The sequence below is a fragment of the Hyphomicrobiales bacterium genome (assembly GCA_039989895.1).
Classification (GTDB): Bacteria; Pseudomonadota; Alphaproteobacteria; order Rhizobiales; family JACESI01; genus JACESI01.
The window spans coordinates 175,678-193,961 of the sequence record JBDXGY010000003.1 but is presented as its reverse complement, the minus strand read 5'-3'; the positions used below and the strand labels follow the sequence as shown (position 1 = coordinate 193,961).

General features: G+C 45.1%; 18 protein-coding genes and 1 tRNA gene. 14 read left to right on the top strand and 5 right to left on the bottom strand.

Annotated features, from left to right (window positions below; genetic code table 11):
* Positions 1-32: 32 nt before the first annotated feature.
* Positions 33-107, bottom strand: a tRNA-Gly gene (locus ABJ081_03285).
* A gap of 245 nt (positions 108-352) precedes the next feature.
* On the opposite strand from ABJ081_03285, the gene trxA reads away from it, so the two are divergent.
* The 5 genes from trxA (at position 353) to ABJ081_03260 (ending at position 3,489) form a co-directional block, all read left to right on the top strand.
* Positions 353-1,270, top strand: coding sequence for a thioredoxin (gene trxA / locus ABJ081_03280; protein MEP6355682.1), 918 nt, complete (start codon positions 353-355; stop codon positions 1,268-1,270).
* Between the two features lie 62 nt (positions 1,271-1,332).
* Positions 1,333-2,004 carry an LON peptidase substrate-binding domain-containing protein gene (locus ABJ081_03275; protein ID MEP6355681.1) on the top strand — a complete coding sequence of 224 codons (672 nt, stop codon included), beginning with the start codon at positions 1,333-1,335 and terminating at the stop codon, positions 2,002-2,004.
* Positions 2,005-2,031: 27 nt separating this feature from the next.
* Positions 2,032-2,238, top strand: a complete 207-nt coding sequence (locus ABJ081_03270) for a Trm112 family protein (GenBank protein ID MEP6355680.1) — start codon at positions 2,032-2,034, stop codon at positions 2,236-2,238.
* Positions 2,235-2,930 carry a 5,6-dimethylbenzimidazole synthase gene (bluB, locus tag ABJ081_03265; protein ID MEP6355679.1) on the top strand — a complete coding sequence of 232 codons (696 nt, stop codon included), beginning with the start codon at positions 2,235-2,237 and terminating at the stop codon, positions 2,928-2,930. The genes ABJ081_03270 and bluB overlap by 4 nt, the downstream gene beginning before the upstream one ends.
* On the top strand, positions 2,914-3,489 hold the full coding sequence (locus ABJ081_03260; protein ID MEP6355678.1) for a TetR/AcrR family transcriptional regulator: 576 nt from the start codon (positions 2,914-2,916) through the stop codon (positions 3,487-3,489). Before bluB ends, ABJ081_03260 begins: the two co-directional genes overlap by 17 nt.
* A gap of 14 nt (positions 3,490-3,503) precedes the next feature.
* Here the strand turns inward: ABJ081_03260 and ABJ081_03255 are convergent, their stop codons facing one another.
* Positions 3,504-4,730, bottom strand: a complete 1,227-nt coding sequence (locus ABJ081_03255; GenBank protein MEP6355677.1) for a ubiquinone biosynthesis hydroxylase — start codon at positions 4,728-4,730, stop codon at positions 3,504-3,506.
* 194 nt (positions 4,731-4,924) lie between these two features.
* Here ABJ081_03255 and tesB point away from each other — a divergent pair, with 194 nt between their 5' ends.
* From tesB to xth, 6 genes are all read left to right on the top strand, one after another.
* The gene (tesB, locus tag ABJ081_03250) at positions 4,925-5,839 is read left to right on the top strand and encodes an acyl-CoA thioesterase II (protein ID MEP6355676.1); all 915 of its coding nucleotides are present in this window, start codon (positions 4,925-4,927) and stop codon (positions 5,837-5,839) included.
* A 245-nt stretch (positions 5,840-6,084) separates the two neighbouring features.
* A complete protein-coding gene (locus ABJ081_03245; GenBank protein MEP6355675.1) occupies positions 6,085-6,423 on the top strand; it encodes a P-II family nitrogen regulator in 339 nt (112 codons plus the stop codon).
* A 44-nt stretch (positions 6,424-6,467) separates the two neighbouring features.
* Positions 6,468-7,796, top strand: a complete 1,329-nt coding sequence (locus ABJ081_03240; GenBank protein ID MEP6355674.1) for an ammonium transporter — start codon at positions 6,468-6,470, stop codon at positions 7,794-7,796.
* Positions 7,797-7,964: 168 nt separating this feature from the next.
* Entirely contained in the window at positions 7,965-10,610 is a 2,646-nt protein-coding gene (locus ABJ081_03235; GenBank protein MEP6355673.1) for a DNA translocase FtsK, read from the top strand.
* 140 nt (positions 10,611-10,750) lie between these two features.
* A complete protein-coding gene (locus ABJ081_03230) occupies positions 10,751-11,419 on the top strand; it encodes an outer-membrane lipoprotein carrier protein LolA (protein ID MEP6355672.1) in 669 nt (222 codons plus the stop codon).
* Between the two features lie 132 nt (positions 11,420-11,551).
* Positions 11,552-12,355 (top strand): exodeoxyribonuclease III, encoded by an 804-nt coding sequence (gene xth, locus ABJ081_03225; protein MEP6355671.1) that lies wholly within the window; start codon positions 11,552-11,554, stop codon positions 12,353-12,355.
* Positions 12,356-12,387: 32 nt separating this feature from the next.
* Here xth and ABJ081_03220 read toward each other — a convergent pair whose 3' ends face one another.
* Both ABJ081_03220 and ABJ081_03215 read right to left on the bottom strand, forming a co-directional pair.
* On the bottom strand, positions 12,388-12,849 hold the full coding sequence (locus ABJ081_03220) for a cyclic nucleotide-binding domain-containing protein (GenBank protein MEP6355670.1): 462 nt from the start codon (positions 12,847-12,849) through the stop codon (positions 12,388-12,390).
* A 55-nt stretch (positions 12,850-12,904) separates the two neighbouring features.
* A complete protein-coding gene (locus ABJ081_03215; protein ID MEP6355669.1) occupies positions 12,905-13,588 on the bottom strand; it encodes a response regulator transcription factor in 684 nt (227 codons plus the stop codon).
* 144 nt (positions 13,589-13,732) lie between these two features.
* Between ABJ081_03215 and ABJ081_03210 the strand changes: the two genes are divergently transcribed.
* Entirely contained in the window at positions 13,733-14,263 is a 531-nt protein-coding gene (locus ABJ081_03210) for a L,D-transpeptidase family protein (GenBank protein MEP6355668.1), read from the top strand.
* A 15-nt stretch (positions 14,264-14,278) separates the two neighbouring features.
* Here ABJ081_03210 and ABJ081_03205 read toward each other — a convergent pair whose 3' ends face one another.
* Positions 14,279-14,938, bottom strand: coding sequence for a YggS family pyridoxal phosphate-dependent enzyme (locus ABJ081_03205; GenBank protein ID MEP6355667.1), 660 nt, complete (start codon positions 14,936-14,938; stop codon positions 14,279-14,281).
* A 157-nt stretch (positions 14,939-15,095) separates the two neighbouring features.
* On the opposite strand from ABJ081_03205, the gene leuS reads away from it, so the two are divergent.
* Both leuS and lptE read left to right on the top strand, forming a co-directional pair.
* Complete coding sequence (leuS, locus tag ABJ081_03200) at positions 15,096-17,708, top strand: leucine--tRNA ligase (protein MEP6355666.1); 2,613 nt, start codon at positions 15,096-15,098, stop codon at positions 17,706-17,708.
* Between the two features lie 28 nt (positions 17,709-17,736).
* Positions 17,737-18,270 carry an LPS assembly lipoprotein LptE gene (lptE, locus tag ABJ081_03195; protein ID MEP6355665.1) on the top strand — a complete coding sequence of 178 codons (534 nt, stop codon included), beginning with the start codon at positions 17,737-17,739 and terminating at the stop codon, positions 18,268-18,270.
* Positions 18,271-18,284 lie beyond the last annotated feature (14 nt).

Genomic DNA, 18,284 nt, shown 5'->3' with positions numbered 1-18,284 from the left:
CGCATATTTTCAGTAATCACTTTGAAAAGAAATGGAGCGGGCGATGAGATTCGAACTCACGACCTAAACCTTGGCAAGGTTTCGCTCTACCCCTGAGCTACGCCCGCATCCATTGAGACCATCCATTTACTGCATGGTTCTTTCAAGAGGCTTATATGCCGAAAGCTATCTCACATTGCAAGCAGCTTTTTTGAAAATCTTGCAGCACAGCCACAATAAGATTATGAAGCGACTAATTAGATTGACAAACCCAAGACCAATAACCCTTAAATTAAGTTACTGCCTGCTGGCATGAACCAACGATCATGACTCTTGCTGATACTGGCAAAGTCTAAACTAACGGAGATCAGGAATGAGCGAATTCATGCAATATGGCACCGGACCAATAAATAGTGCGGGCGACAACCTGATTAAAGACACAACAACAGATACCTTTGTTGTTGATGTGATTGAAGAATCAAACAAACAGCCAGTCATGGTCGATTTCTGGGCCCCGTGGTGTGGGCCATGTAAACAATTAACCCCCATTATCGAAAAAGCAGTCAATGAAGCCGGCGGGCGGGTCAAACTGGTCAAAATGAACATTGACGACTATCCAGAAATTTCAAACCAAATGGGCGTTAAGTCAGTTCCAGCGGTCGTGGCATTCAAGGATGGTCGACCCGTTGATGGTTTTATGGGCGCCATACCGGAAACACAAATTAAAGAATTCATCGACAAAATTGCAGAACCCGCCGGACCATCGCAGGAAGATCTACATCTGGCAGAAGGTGAAAAACTGCTCGAGACAGATGACTTTAATGCGGCAGCTGGCCATTTCAGTGCCGTTTTGCAAATGGATAGAACAAATTTAGCCGCCCTTTCAGGTCTGGCGCGCTGCGCCCTTGGCCTTGGCGACAAAGAACAAGCAGAGAAAATTCTAGATATGATCCCGGAAGAAAGTCTGGAAAACCCCGCGATCAAAACAGTTGTTGCACAATTAATGCTTTTGAAAAAAGCCGAAGATACTGGTGAAATCGACACTCTAAGGGATAAAGTCACCAATAATGAAAATGATCATCAAGCACGATTTGATCTTGCAATTTCTCTTAATGCAGCGGGTCATCGTCAAGAAGCCGCCGATGCCCTACTTGAAATTTTTCGTCGTGACCGTACTTGGAATGATGAGAGTGCTCGAAAAGAGCTTTTGACTTTTTTCGAAGCTTGGGGACCAAAAGAACCAGCAACAAGCACATCACGCAGGAAGCTGTCTTCTTTGATGTTTTCGTAAACCCGTGCAAAGAATGCAAGCTTTCAAACAAATATGCGGGCCACGATAAAGGGATAATGGAAATGATGACTGGCAATAGAAACTACGAAGGCATCGATGACCTTCCAACATCTATACCTATTTTCCCCCTGACCGGTGCTTTATTACTTCCTCATGGACAAATGCCATTAAATATTTTCGAACCCCGCTATCTGGCAATGATCGATGCTGCAATAGCTGGTGATCGCGTGATCGGGATGGTTCAGCCATCGCTTAATGATGATAAAGCGGAAGACAGCGGACTGTGTAAAGTAGGCTGCGCAGGACGTATTGTTTCATTAAGCGAGACAGGAGATAATCGCTATCTTATCTCCCTAATTGGAATTTCACGCTTCACAGTCCAGCGCGAACTTAAAGTCACCACACCCTATCGACAAATCCTTGCAGACTGGAGACCCTATCAAAATGATCTCCAAACTGACAAAAGCGGAGATGACGTTGATCGTGATGGATTATTGAAAACGTTTAGGTCTTATCTTGATGTCAACAATTTAGAAGCTGATTGGGAAAGCATTGAAGAGACGCAAACGCATATTCTTGTTAATGCGCTTTCTATGATGAGCCCTTATGGTGCCGCAGAAAAACAGGCCTTACTAGAAGCGAACAATCTCAAGATACGCGCAGAGACTCTCATTGCCATTACTGAAATGTCGCTTGCCCAACAAGATACTAATGGCAACGCGATCCTCCAATAGTTTCACCTGAAATCACGAAAGCCGATCATGACTGATATATCAAAGACGAAAACACCTTTCATTGATCGCAAGCTATTGGAAATTCTTGTCTGCCCTTTAACAAAAGGAACGCTTGAATATAAATGCGTTGAACAGGAACTGATTAGCCATTCTGCAAAACTTGCCTATCCAATCCGTGATGGTATCCCCATCATGTTGCCGGATGAAGCGCGGACACTGGATGATAACGAGTGACTCCTCCAAGCCAAATAATAGCACCAGCTGGCGCCTTTTCATCGGATGAACGTGCCGCTGTTTATCGGGCCATTGAAACACGACGCGATGTACGCAATGAATTCCTGCCCGACCCTATACCCCAAGATGTCCTCACCCGCATTTTAAAAGCAGCCCATGCAGCCCCTTCCGTTGGCCTGATGCAGCCGTGGAATTTTATTCTATTGCGAACACTAGACGAAAGGCGCGCAGCGCATCAGTTGTTTGAAAAAGCAAACCTTGAGGCTGAAGAACAATTCACAAATGAGAAAAAGAAGCTTTACTCCAGCCTCAAACTTGAAGGCATTTTAAAAGCCCCTTTGAACATCTGTATAACCTGTGACCGCACACGCGGCGGCGATGTGGTTCTAGGTCGCACCCATCAAAATGATATGGACCTCTATTCAACCGTCTGTGCTGTCCAAAACTTATGGCTTGCAGCGCGCGCAGAAGGCGTTGGTGTAGGATGGGTCAGTATCTTCCATGAAGAAGAAATGAAAGACCTACTCCACATCCCCAAACATGTCTCAATCATTGCTTATTTATGTATAGGGCTTGTCAGTGAACTCTACACAAAACCAGAGTTAGAAGTAAAAGGTTGGGGAAAAAGACTGCAGCTAGAAGACCTTATATTTGAAGGACACTGGGATAATAAAAATGGCGAGAAAATCTGATAAACGCGAACGCCTCCTTGATGCTGCTGCCGAAGCTTTCTGGATAGATGGCTATGCCGCAACCTCTCTTGCTGACATAGCAGAGCGTTCTCAAGTGCCTGTTGGCAATATCTATTATTATTTTAAGACAAAAACCGCCATTGCAGAAGGTGTCGCAGATATTTTCCTTGAATCTTCTCTGCAATCACTGAGTAATATTGATATCACTTTTAATACCCCAGCAGAAAAATTGCGCGCCTTTATCTCGCTGCTCAAAGAAAGCGCAGTGCCACGTGCACAGCGCGGATGTCCTATCGCTAATGCCATTCGGGATTTTTCACCAAACGTGCCAAAAGCTGCCGAGAAAACAAATGAAGTCTTTGACACATTAATCGGTTGGATCAGCCAAGTTCTAAATAAGAGCGGCGACCGCAAGGCCATTCGTCACGCCCGAACAGCCATAACCCGCTGGCAAGGGGCGATTGTTCTTGCCCAAGGCGCGGGCGACCCCAAAATTCTGCTTGAGGCCCTCAATGAACTAGAAGCTGATTTGCTTCTATGGGCCAAAGCCGACAGTTAAACCATTAATCAATGTTATATGGCTTCCCCGACGAGAAGTTTTGGCTGGTTCGGCAGCGAGGTACCCGCCGCCTGTGAGATAAAATAAGATTTTACGCGTGGGAGGCGATCGACCACACCAAGTCCAATGGTGCGCATCAACCGCAAGGCATCACTTCGATTAGAAAACAGTCGATTTAAAACATCCGTGGTAAAACCCATCAACCATGTATCAAACCGGCGCCATTGCTCATAGCGCTCCAATACATCTTCCGTCCCAAAATCCTGCCCCAAACGATCCGCTTCTACAATCGTCTGCGCAAGGGCGGCCACATCTCTAAAACCGAGATTCAAACCTTGGCCCGCGATGGGATGAATACCGTGGGCAGCATCGCCCACAAGCGCGAAACGAGATTTCACAAAATTCTTAGCAAGCGTCAAACTCAAAGGATAGGCCCGCCTACCGCCAATGACCTCAAGCGCCCCCAGGTGATGACCAAACCGACGCTCCAGCTCCAGATCAAATACAAAATCATCCCCCGCAACCATCTTCGCCGCATCGCTTGTGCGTTCCGTCCATACCAACGATGAACGGTTTTCTGTCAGGGGCAAAATCGCAAAAGGACCGGCTGGCAAAAAATGCTCAACCGCTTGTCCATTGTGTGGCTTTTCATGTTTTACAGTCGTCACAATGCCAGATTGGCCATAATCCCAGTGCACCGTTTTGATGCCTGCTATGGAGCGTAAGCCAGATTTTACACCATCAGCACCAACAAGAAGTTTCGTACTGACTTCGCCACCCGACCTCAACCAAATATTCATATGCGCGGGCTTTTCTTCAAAATCCAAAACACTATCACCATAGCGAATATCAACACCAAGCTCACGCGCGCGCGCTTCAATCGCTCCAACCATCGCGCCATTCGGCACCATATGAGCGAAAGGCCTGCCCTCCTCAACAGCTTCAGCAAAAGTCAGATAAACAGGGCGCACAGCATCACCCGTTTTAGAATCTGTAATCACCATATCGTTGATTGGCTGGGCATGAGGGATCAATTTTTCCCAAACCCCCAATTGATCGAGCATTTTTTGTGCTGCAAGTGCAATTGCTGACGCCCGCATATCAACACCCTTGCGCTCAGATAGCGGTGGAGCTGGATCAGCCAATAAAACTGACAGATGCGGTGCGGCTGATTTGATGGCCAAAGCCGAGGAAAGCCCCACATAGCCACCACCTGCAATTACGATATCAAATTGTTCCATCAAAAAGCCTTTTAAACTTAATCTGCTTGTCTCACTTATATAAAGCTAACCTACACTGGGGACAATCTTTGTCTCTAAAATGGAGAACTTCAACGACAAACTCATTCTTTAACCTCTGGCCTTAGCCCCTGGCCTTGACCTCTAGGTCAATATTGCTATTTCCTTATCTAACCCAAATTTAAGGAGAGAATGATTTGTCCTATGGTGTTGATGATCTGTTGGAAATTCTCAATCTTGAAACCCTTGAACACAATCTTTTTCGTGGCAAAAGCCCGAATGTCGGATGGCAGCGGGTTTTTGGCGGTCAAGTAATCGGGCAAGCGCTTGTTGCAGCCTCTCGCACGGTTAAAGATCGCAGCGTTCATTCCTTACATTGTTATTTTATGCGACCGGGGGACCCCAAGGTTCCAATCATTTATGATGTCGATAAAATTCGTGATGGCCGAAGCTTCACAACCAGACGCGTGGTCGCAATCCAACACGGCAAACCTATCTTCTCCCTTTCCGCCTCTTTTCAAATTGCTGAAGACGGATATGACCATCAAATTGACATGCCGGATATTCCACAGCCGGAAGATCTACCAAATGAGGCAGAGCTCAAAGAAAAATATTTGGCTTTCGCGCCCCAAAACGTCAAAGACTACTGGAGCCGTCCACGCCCTATTGAGGTGAGGCCCGTATCACTTGAACATTATATCTCAAACAAAAAGCTTGAACCTGCCCAACATATCTGGATACGCACAACAAGCCCTGTCCCTGATGACCAGCTCCGCAGTTCTGCCGTCTTGGCTTATTTTTCAGATATGACATTACTGGACACATCACTATATGCCCATGGCACCAGTATTTTCGACCAACAATTACAAGTAGCAAGCCTCGATCACGCCATGTGGTTCCATCGCAAAGCCGATTTTTCAGATTGGATTTTATACACCCAGGACAGCCCAAGCGCTTCAGGAGCGCGGGGCTTCACACGTGGTTCCCTCTATACCCGTTCAGGCACATTAATTGCCTCCGTTGCCCAAGAAGGACTCATTCGCCGTCGGGAAGGCGAGGAAAATATACGCAGTTTTACAACACAGCAAGATCCCGAAATCACATCTGGCTAAAATTTAATCATCTTTTTTATAGCTGCACAATTATTAAACAAATATGTGACGTGGCGTTTATAGCATCTTGCCATGATGTATAAATATTCAGTTAATACAATAACTTATCTTTTTTCTCAAAACTGGCACAATCCTTGTAATCAATTTAGAGATTCGGACAATTTAATACCGGATTTGTAACACCCAACGGGGGAAACCGCAGTTAGAAGATATCTTCGTGTCTGCGAGATAAACAGGATAGTCAAATGAAAATCATTATGGCCATTGTTAAACCATTCAAACTCGATGACGTGCGCGAAGCGCTCACTGGGATCGGCGTTCAAGGTTTGACAGTTAGTGAAGTTAAAGGTTATGGGCGCCAAAAGGGGCATACAGAAATATATCGCGGAACAGAATATGCGGTAAGTTTCCTGCCAAAGATCAAGGTCGAAGTCGCTGTCAGTGATGACTTAGTAGATAAGGTCGTGGAAACGATCTCTTCATCTGCTCAAACAGGTCAAATCGGCGATGGCAAAATCTTTGTCTACAATCTCGAAACAGCTGTTCGTATTCGTACCGGCGAAACTGGTGGTGAGGCACTTTAACAACCTCACATCTTTTAGTATTTCAGTATATCAAGGAAATCAAAATGAAACTCTTATTCTCTCGTGCTAAGGCCTTACCTCTTGCCTTTGTGCTCAGCAGTGTCGCAGCACCTGCACTGGCACAAGATGCGCCAGCGGTTCACCCTGAAGTGGCCTATATCTTCAACACTCTTTTATTCCTAATCGGTGGCTTTCTGGTCATGTTCATGGCCGCAGGCTTTGCCATGTTGGAAGCTGGGCTTGTGCGTTCTAAAAACGTCTCAATGCAATGCCTGAAAAATATCGGCCTTTACTCAATCGCCGGCATTATGTTCTGGATTATCGGCTATAATCTTATGTACAATAATGTCGATGGCAGCTTCTTGCCTAATTTTGTTGGCAATCCAGGCGCCTATGGCTGGGATGCTGTCGGTGGCAACGCCCTCGACACAGGCTACTCAACGGCATCTGACTGGTTCTTCCAGATGGTTTTCGTGGCAGCAACCGCATCCATCGTTTCAGGCACCGTAGCTGAACGTGTTAAAATTTGGCCATTCTTCATCTTTACAGCCATTCTAACAGGTGTCTTCTACCCAATCACTGGCTCATGGCAGTGGGGCGGCGGCTGGCTTGCAGATATGGGCTTCTCTGATTTTGCTGGTTCAACAATCGTCCACTCTGTTGGTGGTTGGGCTGCTCTTGCTGGTGCCATCGTTATTGGCGCTCGTTATGGCAAATATGGAAAAGACGGATCTATCACAGTAATGCCTGGTTCTTCAATTCCGCTAGCAACCCTTGGAACATTCATTCTTTGGCTCGGTTGGTTTGGTTTCAACGGCGCATCACAGCTCGCTATGGGTTCAATTGGTGATGTATCAGATGTATCTCGCATCTTTGCCAATACAAATCTCGCTGCTGCCGGTGGTGTTGTTGCAACAATCATCCTGACACAACTTTTGTATAAAAAGATTGATGTCACAATGGCGCTCAATGGCGCTCTTGCAGGCCTCGTATCGATCACAGCCGAACCTCTTAATCCAACACCGTTGCTGGCAATCCTTATCGGTGGCGTTGGTGGTGTTATCGTTGTCTTCGCTGTACCTCTTCTCGATAAACTAAAAATCGATGACGTGGTTGGTGCCATCCCTGTCCACTTGTTTGCAGGTATTTGGGGTACACTCATCGTGCCACTGTCAAACTCTGATGCAAGCTACGGTATTCAGATTATTGGTATTATCTCTTATGGTATATTCACCTTTATTGCCTCATTCATTTTGTGGACAATCCTAAAGGTTACAATTGGCGTTCGCGCTTCTGATGAAGATCAGATGGTCGGACTCGATAAAGCAGAAATTGGTATAGAAGCCTATCCAGAATTTGGAATGTCTAGATAAATCTGCATTTCATTGAAACCATTAAACCCGGCTTTCGAGCCGGGTTTTTCTTTGCCTAAAACAATAATTCACATTTATACCGACAATCCAGTTTGCTTAATAAGAGATTAACCACCAACATTTAAACTCCGGTGAAATCTTTCATTCATTGAAGCAAACTGGGCAATCATGACAGACACCGCCAATTTTAATGACCTTTCCCATAAGCTTAGCAGCGGAAACTCTCTCAGCAAACTTGGCTGCCAAATTATTGGCTTATTGATTATCATAGCAAGTGTGCTGACCTGTATCGCCCTCGCCAGCTGGAATGTAGAAGACCCAAGCCTCACCCATGCAACCAGCCAGAGCAGTAGTAATTTGTTAGGCTTTATTGGCTCATCTCTCGCAGATATTTTGCTTCAATTCTTCGGTATAGCTGGCGTTATCTTAGCGCTTTTACCCGCAATCTGGGGTTGGCAAATGTTTCGGCTACGCCTTAGAAGAGTACGTTTAAAACAAATCACATACTTTTTTGTCATCATACTTCTAACGTCTGGTTTTGCCGCCTGTTTACCAGTTCCTGAAACATGGCCCATGCCAACCGGCTTAGGTGGAATTACTGGCAATGGCATCGTCGCCATTCCATTCCTATTTTTCAGCGATGCCCTCTCAGGTTATCTGTCACCCATACTCGCCATACTACTAGCCTTGCCTGTGCCTTTTTTATTCCCAAAAGCCTTTTATGTTGCCAAAATGCAAAAAGAAATTGTTGAAGCCCATGAGGTCAAAATTAGCAAAGCGGATCATAAAAAAATAGACAAGCCGAAAGAGGCTGTCGTTTTACCTATGATTTTAGGGGCGGTAACCCACACAGCTTATTCAATGCGGGCTAAGGCAAAACATCAACTCGCTAGCAGACGCACAAAAATGCAGCGTGAACATGTACCCCAGCACGATCTAACGATGGATGATGGCAAAAACTCAAGCCATTTATCAGGTGCCCTTTCCGCTCTTTCGACCCTCAAACGTAAACTTATAGATGAGCCCGTTGCCGATGACGGACTAGGTGAATATCTAGATGGTTCTGAAAACTTGGACAAACAATATGAAGAGCCCGCAGTTGTCGCACCAATCGCACCAGAAACAGCACAGCCCCAACCTCAAGGCATCGCAGCACCACAGCATGAAAAAATAGCCAACCCGTCAACATCGACACGCGTCTCACCACCCGCAGAAAAACCAAAACCTAGTAAAGCGGCACTTGCTCAAATACAAAAAAATCTCCCGGGCATTAAAGACCCTTCAGACTTTGAACTTCCACCGCTGCATCTTTTAACAGAAGCACCAGATGATATAGGCCAACATGGCCTATCAGAAGAAGCACTGGCACAAAATGCACAACTGCTTGAAGGCGTATTAGATGATTTTGGTGTTAAAGGCGAAATTGTCCATGTGCGCCCAGGTCCTGTTGTCACCCTTTATGAACTAGAACCAGCGCCTGGTATAAAATCATCCCGTGTTATCGGCCTTGCCGACGATATAGCCCGCTCAATGAGCGCTATTGCCGCTCGGGTCGCCGTTATTCCCGGTAAAAATGCAATCGGTATTGAATTGCCAAATGCTAAACGCGAAACAGTTTATTTTCATGAAAGCGTTGCTTCTGACACATTTGAAACTAACAAGGGCAAACTTCCTATCTGCCTTGGTAAAACGATTGGCGGCGAGCCCGTCATTGCCGATCTTGCCGGTATGCCACATTTGCTCGTGGCTGGTACAACAGGCTCTGGTAAATCGGTTGCCATTAACACGATGATCTTATCGCTTTTGTTCCGCATGACTCCGGAAGAATGCAAATTGATTATGATCGATCCAAAAATGCTAGAACTTTCGATCTATGACGGTATCCCACATCTTTTAACACCTGTTGTGACAGATCCCAAAAAAGCTGTTGTGGCCCTTAAATGGACAGTCCGGGAAATGGAAGATCGCTATCGCAAAATGTCAAAAGTCGGTGTGCGTAATATTGATGGTTTCAACACGCGCGTAAAACAAGCGGTAGAAAAAAATGAGCCAATTGTTCGCACAATCCAAACTGGTTATGATCAAGAAACTGGTGAAGCAATTTATGAACGCGAAGAACTAGATCTATCGCCCCTACCATATATCGTTGTTCTCATCGATGAGATGGCTGACTTGATGATGGTAGCAGGCAAAGATATTGAAGGCACTGTCCAACGCTTGGCACAAATGGCTCGTGCTGCAGGCATCCATGTAATCATGGCAACACAGCGCCCATCGGTGGATGTAATCACCGGTACAATCAAAGCTAACTTCCCAACCCGCATCTCTTTTCAAGTCACATCAAAAATCGACAGTCGCACTATTCTGGGAGAACAAGGCGCGGAACAACTGCTTGGTATGGGTGATATGCTTTATATGGCAGGCGGCGGTCGTATCCAGCGAGTTCATGGTCCTTTCGTATCCGATGAAGAGGTAGAAGAGATCGTCAACCACCTTAAAGATCAAGGTATTCCTCAATATTTGGGCGCCGTCACTGAAGACATTGAAGAAGACGAAGGCACATCATCAAATGATGGAAGTGGTAATGTGACTGATTCTTCCGATCCCTACGATCAAGCAGTAGCCATCGTTTTGCGCGACAAAAAAGCATCTACAAGCTACATCCAGCGCAGATTAGGTATTGGCTATAATCGGGCCGCAACCATCATTGAGCGCATGGAAGAAGAAGGTGTTGTCGGGCCTGCCAACCATGCGGGCAAACGTGAGATACTCGTGGGCAGTGATCCGGAAGACGACTTCAATTTTTCTGAATAAAGCAAACAAAGTTTAATCCGAATCATATGTTCATGATACAGTCAGCGACAACATTCTAATATAAGATACGGCTGACAGAGTTTTGCCACGAAACGAGCTTAAAACAAGCCCACAATAATGACTTCAAATGGAAAAATCATATGAGCATTCTCAAGCGTCATTCACCACACTATAATATGAGTCAAGCAAGCCTAAGGACGATACTAACCGTTGTCTTACTCACTCTCTCAACACTCATTATCCTCTCATCATTCAACACCATTGCTCATGCAGCACTTGATGATAACCAAAAGCGGGTATTGAAAAATATATCTGAGAAAATGAACAGCAATAAAACGCTGGCAGGTAATTTTATTCAAACAGGCCCCAATGGGGATACAGCCAAGGGTGATTTTTATCTCAATAAACCTGGTAAAATCCGCTTCAAATATAAAAAACCGGCAACAATCGATATAATTGCAGACGGAAAAAGTGTCGCTATTATTAATACAAAGCTTGAAACTCAAGACCTATTGCCCATCAAAAAGACACCGCTGCGTTACCTTCTACGTAAAAAGCTTAACTTAAACAAAATCAAAGGCATCAAAAATGTGGGCTTGTTAGGCAATGCAATTGTGGTCATCATCGAAGATCCTGAAGCTTTCAATGAAAGCCAATTACGCCTTTTCTTCCACAAAGACACATATGCGCTGGAACAATGGATTGTAACTGACGCCCAAGGTCTTGATACCTCTGTTCAACTTTTAGATACGAAGAAAAATACCAAATTGAAATCTGAATTGTTCAAAATCAAATATCCGGGCAGATAAATTAAACACCAAGAATCAAAAAGCCAGCGAATAAATCGCTGGCTTTTTTGTTTAGAACCATCATTCCCCATCGCAAGCCCTCAACCTTTCCGATAGTGTCGCAGAAAATTGCACTCTATGTCGGGACACACAATGACCACCTTCAAACTTATCACTTGGAATATAAACTCTGTGCGTTTACGGATGCCGCAGGTGGAAAGACTTTTGCTAGAACAAGAACCCGATGTTTTGTGCCTTCAAGAAACCAAATGTCCGAATGACAAATTTCCAGAAAATGCCTTCAAAAAAGCTGGATATCCTAACATCGCCAAACACGGCCAAAAAGGCTACCACGGTGTAGCTACCGTATCACGGCACCCTTTCACTGAAAGCTTTTCGCGTGATTTTTGCGAAATGGGCGACGCACGTCATATAGCAACGGATTTTAAAATCGGTCCTGGCATCCGAATTCATAATTTTTATGTTCCAGCTGGTGGCGATGAAGCTGACATCGATAAGAATCCTAAATTTGACCATAAAATGAAGTTTCTTAATGAAATGAATGAGTGGATAGGCGGCGAAGAATCCAACCGCCCCGCCATTCTTGTTGGCGATCTCAACATCGCGCCCTATGAAAGCGATGTGTGGTCACACAAGAAAATGCTGAAAGTCGTCAGTCACACACCTATTGAGACCGAGGGCCTTGAAGCAGTGAGAGCCAAGGGACGCTGGATAGACACGCAGCGTCTTCTTATACCAGAACCAGAAGAACTCTTTACATGGTGGAGTTATCGCTCACCCAATTGGGAAGCGGCGAATAAAGGCCGCAGGCTTGATCATATTTGGGCGACAGAACATCTTGATGGCACAATCGCCAGAACCAAGGTTCTCAAACATGCCAGAAGCTGGGAGAGACCTTCAGACCACGCCCCTGTATTGACTGAATTTGAGTTTTAGAAATAAGACTAATTACGACAACTTTGTTTAAATCAATTAATATAGTCCAATCGGGAAGCAACATTAGATAGAGATGATGCAACGCGCGTAATATCATCAGACAAATAATCTTGAACCCGTTGCGCGAGATCAGGATAATTAGTCATCGCCTTCATAAAGGTAGGGCGATCAAGCAGCATATAAGACAAATCACCAACTGCTTTAGCTGTAAAAGAGCGACGAATGTCTGAAATCAAAGCATAAGGATCAACAATTGATCCAGCTTTTAAACGTCTGCGCTCTTTCAATTCACCATTGACAAGTTCCATTTGCGATAAGGAACCGCCAGTAATGAGTAAGGCGCCAAGTGCTTGTTCCCCGTCAAAAAAAACAGTTTGCGCATCACTCAGTGATTCATGCTCAGCGTTAAACGCAATCAACCGCAAACACTCATCATCAAGAACACTTAAAAACGAAACACGCCTTAAGCGATCAATATCATCTGGTAAGCTCATTGCAGCCCCTGTTCATTGCGCGCTGATTCTAAGCAGCGAAGCAGCGCGCAGCCCATTATGGATTTAACTTATAACCACCACTTTCAGTCACAAGCAATTCTGCATTAGAGGGATCCCGCTCTATTTTTTGACGAAGGCGATAAATATGTGTTTCCAGTGTATGTGTTGTCACGCCGGAATTATATCCCCAAACCTCTTCAAGCAAAATATCTCGCGTGACTGGTTTATCGCCAACACGGTATAAATATTTCAAAATAGAGGTTTCTTTTTCAGTCAAGCGGACTTTAGCGCCAGTTTCATCTGACAAAACTTTGGCGCTGGGGCGAAAAACATAGGGGCCAATCGTGAAAGTCGCATCTTCACTTTGCTCATGCTGGCGCAATTGTGCGCGAATTCGAGCAAGCAGCACAGCAAACCGGAAAGGCTTCGTGACATAATCATTAGCACCAGCTTCAAGACCCAAAATAGTATCAGAATCAGTGTCATGTCCGGTTAGCATAATAATAGGTGCTTTAAAGCCACCTTTACGCAATATCTTAACAGCCTCACGACCATCCATATCAGGCAAGCCCACATCCATAATTAAAAGATCGCAGTGACCATCCCTCGCTGATTTAACACCTTTTGTCGCATTTTCCTGATGCTCAATATCAAATTCTTCATAAAGGCTAAGCTGCTCCACAAGCGCCTCACAAAGATCAGCATCATCATCAACAATCAAAATTTTCCGAGCGGTCATGTTTAAACTTTCTATTATTTTTATATCTATTTCAGCTTCAACTGAATAATTTTAAACTATAAGAGACAAAATCCGACAAAGGACTTTTAAGCTTTTTCACATCTCTGGTAAACTGCACTTATCACAGATATATGAGGTATTGCTATGAACATCGTGTACATAAGCTCTAACTGGAAATCACTTTCACATGGCAATTTTGTGATGGGCACGCGATCAAGCGCCATCATTGCACCCTGCGCCCTTGGTCGTAGCGGCATCAAAAGCATCAAACGCGAAGGAGACGGCGGCACCCCTATTGGGAGCTTCAAGGTTATAGAAGCTTATTATCGACCTGACCGAATAAGCCGCCCCAACACAAGCTTACCCCTCCATCCGATCGTTAAGAATCTTGGCTGGTGTGATGCTCCTAACGACAAAAACTATAATAGAAAGATCAGGTTACCCTATATCCCATCTCATGAACGGCTTATGCGTAAAGATCACCTTTATGATTTGATGGTTGTGCTTGATTACAATATTTCACAACGAAAGCGTGGCGCGGGAAGTGCTATATTTTTTCACCTCGCACACAAAGATTATCGGCCAACCGAAGGCTGTGTTGCCGTTCACAAGAATGTCATGCTCAGGTTTTTGGAACGTGCAAATTCGAACACGCGCTTCATCATCAAACAGTGATTTAATTCACAATTTCTACTGTTTAGCGCGCGAACCAAAGATCGCGCTGCCAACGCGCACGCAAGTCGCACCCGCTTTTATGGCTTGTTGATAGTCACAAGACATACCCATCGATAACTCTTCCAAACCATGTTTTGACGCCATTTCAGATAAAAGTTGAAAATGAGGCTCTGGGTTTGCATCAAAGGGCGGAATACACATAAGCCCCACCACATTCAATCCGTGATGCTCAATGCATCGAGCAATAAAGGCGTCTGCTTCTTTGGGTAAAACACCTGCCTTTTGAGGTTCCTGCCCTGTATTGACCTGAATATAAACATCCAGAATACGATCTTGTTTTTTCATTTCACTCGCAAGGTTTTTTGCAATTTTCTCACGGTCAACTGTGTGAATGACGTCGAAAAGTTCAACCGCGTCTGCTGCTTTATTTGATTGCAGTGGCCCGATTAAATGCAGCCGAGTATTAGGATATTTTTGCTTAAGGCCTGGCCATTTTTTCTGGCTTTCTTGAACCCTATTCTCCCCAAAATGACGATGTCCTGCCACCAGCGCCGGCTCGATATGATCGCCTTCAAATGTTTTCGAAACAGCAATGAGCGTCACTTCTTTCTCGCCCGATGACTCAGCTTTTATTGTGTCAAGAACGCTCAACAGTCTCTTGTCAACGTCACTCATTTTACTCTTCCTTTAGTCAAAACCCGCATCACCAACGACCAACAGCATCATTCTGTCGCAAAGCAATAGCCAATAAGGTTGACCAACTTCACATTTTCTGGTGAGTGTCACACCAATTATTCTATTCCACCTGTTTGAAAGTATAGTCCTAAAACAAATGGCACCTGAACGCTACAATCCACGTGATGCGGAACCTCGCTGGCAATCATATTGGTCTGAAAAGAAAATTTTCGAAACCGATAACAACGATTCACGACCAAAATACTATGTGCTGGAGATGTTTCCCTATCCATCGGGTCGCATTCATATGGGCCATGTACGCAATTATACGATGGGCGATGTGGTTGCGCGCTATAAACGCGCTAAGGGATTCAGCGTTCTCCATCCTATGGGCTGGGATGCCTTTGGAATGCCCGCTGAAAACGCGGCAATGCAAAACAATTCCCATCCAAAAGAATGGACCTATCAGAATATCGCAACCATGCGCGATCAGCTCAAGGTCATGGGACTATCTCTTGATTGGTCTCGAGAGTTTGCCACTTGCGATGTTGATTATTATCACCGCCAACAACAAATGTTTCTCGACTTCCTCGCTAAGGATTTGATTTATAGAAAAGAATCTAAAGTAAATTGGGACCCTGTTGATCACACCGTGCTTGCTAATGAGCAAGTTATCGATGGCTGCGGTTGGCGCTCTGGCGCACCTGTGGAACAGCGCGATTTAACGCAATGGTTTTTCAAAATCACTGACTTTAGTGAAGATCTGCTAGAAAAATTAGACACACTAGAAGATTGGCCTGAAAAAGTACGCCTCATGCAGCGCAACTGGATTGGAAAATCTGAAGGACTGCGTCTGCATTTTGAATTTGCTGGCCAAGCCCCTGAGAGCTCAAAAACACTAGAAGTCTTTACCACAAGACCAGACACATTGTTTGGTGCAAGCTTCATGGCAATTTCAGCACAACATCCTCTCGCTGCTGAATTAGCTAAATTAAATCAAGAACTTAGTGACTTCATAGACGAATGCCAGCGTATGGGAACAAGCCTTGCGGCTGTCGAAACTGCTGAGAAGAAAGGCTATGCAACAGGATACAGTGTTGCTCACCCATTCATTGAGGGGCACAAACTGCCAATCTATGTGGCGAATTTTGTCCTCATGGGATATGGCACTGGTGCTGTTTTTGGTTGTCCTGCCCATGACCAACGCGATCTCGATTTTGCCCGTGCTTATGATCTCCCCGTTAAACCTGTAGTCCTGCCGCATGGAGAAGATGCCGCAACATTTTCAATCGATACCGAGGCCAACACGAATGACGGCCTACTTTATAATTCAGACTTCCTTGATGGGCTAACAGTTGCACAGGCAAAAGAAGCAGTCGCAGCAAAGCTTGAAGGCACAATGCTTAATGGCGAACCGATAGCAAAGCGCCAAATCAACTACCGCCTTCGCGACTGGGGCATTTCACGTCAACGCTATTGGGGGTGCCCGATCCCAATCATACATTGTGATGAGTGTGGTGCCGTGCCTGTTAAATCAGATGATTTGCCCGTGAAGCTTCCTGATGATGTGACATTCGACAAGCCAGGAAACCCACTCGATCGCCATGAAAGCTGGGGTAAAGTTGCTTGCCCTTCATGCGGCAAGATGGCGAAACGTGAAACAGACACCATGGATACATTTGTTGATTCGTCATGGTATTTTGCCCGTTTCACCGATCCCAAAGCCAACACTCCCACCACACCAGAAATCGCGGATGCTTGGCTCCCTGTAGATCAATATATTGGCGGCATCGAACACGCGATATTGCATCTGCTTTATTCTCGTTTTTTCGCAAGAGCAATGAGTGTCGCAGGACATTTGAACACAGATGAACCATTCAAAGGCCTGTTTACACAGGGAATGGTAACCCACGAAACCTACAAAGCTCTTGATGGAGGCTGGAAGAATCCAACTGATCTGCGGTTTGAAGAAAATGACGGAAAACGCAAAGCCTTTGACCTTGAAACAGGTGAGGAAGTTGCAATTGGTGGCATCGAAAAAATGTCCAAATCGAAACGCAATACAGTGGATCCTACAGACATTTTGGAAACCTATGGAGCTGATACCGCCCGCTGGTTTATGCTTTCAGACACACCGCCTGAGCGTGATCTAGAATGGACCGCATCTGGTGCAGAAGGTGCGTTCCGATTTATTCAACGTATTTATCGTTTATTTGCTGACTATCAATCTCATGGTTTTGAAAAAAGTTTCGTACCCGAATCAATCGGAAGCAGTGCACTTAATATTCGCAAAGCTGCACATAAAGCAGTTCATTTAGTTGAAGGTGATATTGAAAAACTGGGCTTCAACCGCGCAGTTGCACGAGTTTATGAACTTGTGAACCTTCTGGCCAAAGAGAAACTCACTAAAGAATCTTCGGCTGATATGATCAGCGTATATGGTGAGGCGCTCAGTTTTCTCGCCTCCATCATCGCCCCTATGATACCCCATCTAGCTGAAGAGTGCTGGGCTTTGCTAGGTAATGATACCCCACTGGCACTCAGCGACTGGCCCTTGTATTCCCCTGATCTACTCGTTGAAAGCACCATTACGTTACCGATTCAAATCAATGGCAAAAAACGCGCAGATATTACGATTGCTGCTGATGCCAGCCAACAAGAAGTAGAAGCAGCCGTGCTTAAACTTGATCCTGTACAAAAAGCTTTAGATGGAAAACAGCCCCGCAAACTTATTGTTGTACCAAAACGCATAGTAAATGTGGTTATATAGGAAAATCCACAGCAAAATGAGGATAAGCATGCCGAAGATTGCCAACCCTACAGCGAGTATTTTATGCGTATTTCTATGCATATTTATGGCTTCGTGTCAGATACAGGCCTTACATTCTACTAGCCCACAAGCAACTGTGGACACTGATTCCATTCCGGCTGTCTTACGATCTATTGAAATTGATGACCCTAAAACCCGTTTTGATCAACTGGTGCGTAATGAACTTCAATTTGCTATCGCTGGTGGCTCAAAAAGAACGGGTGACCTGCCCTATACGCTTAGTCTGAGTAGCAGTAAATCCGTCCGCTCAATTGGTATCAGTGATGTTGACTTTGGACCGCGCGCTTTCTTCGTTACCATCTCATCTAAATATGTATTGCGCGATGTCCGCAAGGCCGCACCGCTTGCCCAAGGTTCACAACAAGGAACAGCAAGCTATGACCGAGTTGACCAGGAATTTACAAACATCCGCTCCGAACGTGACGCAGAAATACGAGCCGCAAAAGCTGCAGCCCTTCGAATACGTCAAGCTCTAGCGATTGCCATTGAAAAATCGCTTTAATATCGAGGATTTAT

Excerpts from the sequence above, each read along its gene's own strand:
- trxA (MEP6355682.1), top strand. The coding sequence starts at position 353 with ATGAGCGAATTCATGCAATATGGCACCGGACCAATAAATAGTGCGGGC.
- ABJ081_03275 (MEP6355681.1), top strand. The coding sequence starts at position 1,333 with ATGATGACTGGCAATAGAAACTACGAAGGCATCGATGACCTTCCAACA.
- ABJ081_03270 (MEP6355680.1), top strand. The coding sequence starts at position 2,032 with ATGACTGATATATCAAAGACGAAAACACCTTTCATTGATCGCAAGCTA.
- ABJ081_03260 (MEP6355678.1), top strand. The coding sequence starts at position 2,914 with ATGGCGAGAAAATCTGATAAACGCGAACGCCTCCTTGATGCTGCTGCC.
- ABJ081_03255 (MEP6355677.1), bottom strand. The coding sequence starts at position 4,730 with ATGGAACAATTTGATATCGTAATTGCAGGTGGTGGCTATGTGGGGCTT.
- ABJ081_03245 (MEP6355675.1), top strand. The coding sequence starts at position 6,085 with ATGAAAATCATTATGGCCATTGTTAAACCATTCAAACTCGATGACGTG.
- ABJ081_03240 (MEP6355674.1), top strand. The coding sequence starts at position 6,468 with ATGAAACTCTTATTCTCTCGTGCTAAGGCCTTACCTCTTGCCTTTGTG.
- ABJ081_03235 (MEP6355673.1), top strand. The coding sequence starts at position 7,965 with ATGACAGACACCGCCAATTTTAATGACCTTTCCCATAAGCTTAGCAGC.
- ABJ081_03230 (MEP6355672.1), top strand. The coding sequence starts at position 10,751 with ATGAGCATTCTCAAGCGTCATTCACCACACTATAATATGAGTCAAGCA.
- xth (MEP6355671.1), top strand. The coding sequence starts at position 11,552 with ATGACCACCTTCAAACTTATCACTTGGAATATAAACTCTGTGCGTTTA.
- ABJ081_03220 (MEP6355670.1), bottom strand. The coding sequence starts at position 12,849 with ATGAGCTTACCAGATGATATTGATCGCTTAAGGCGTGTTTCGTTTTTA.
- ABJ081_03215 (MEP6355669.1), bottom strand. The coding sequence starts at position 13,588 with ATGACCGCTCGGAAAATTTTGATTGTTGATGATGATGCTGATCTTTGT.
- ABJ081_03210 (MEP6355668.1), top strand. The coding sequence starts at position 13,733 with ATGAACATCGTGTACATAAGCTCTAACTGGAAATCACTTTCACATGGC.
- ABJ081_03205 (MEP6355667.1), bottom strand. The coding sequence starts at position 14,938 with ATGAGTGACGTTGACAAGAGACTGTTGAGCGTTCTTGACACAATAAAA.
- leuS (MEP6355666.1), top strand. The coding sequence starts at position 15,096 with ATGGCACCTGAACGCTACAATCCACGTGATGCGGAACCTCGCTGGCAA.
- lptE (MEP6355665.1), top strand. The coding sequence starts at position 17,737 with ATGCCGAAGATTGCCAACCCTACAGCGAGTATTTTATGCGTATTTCTA.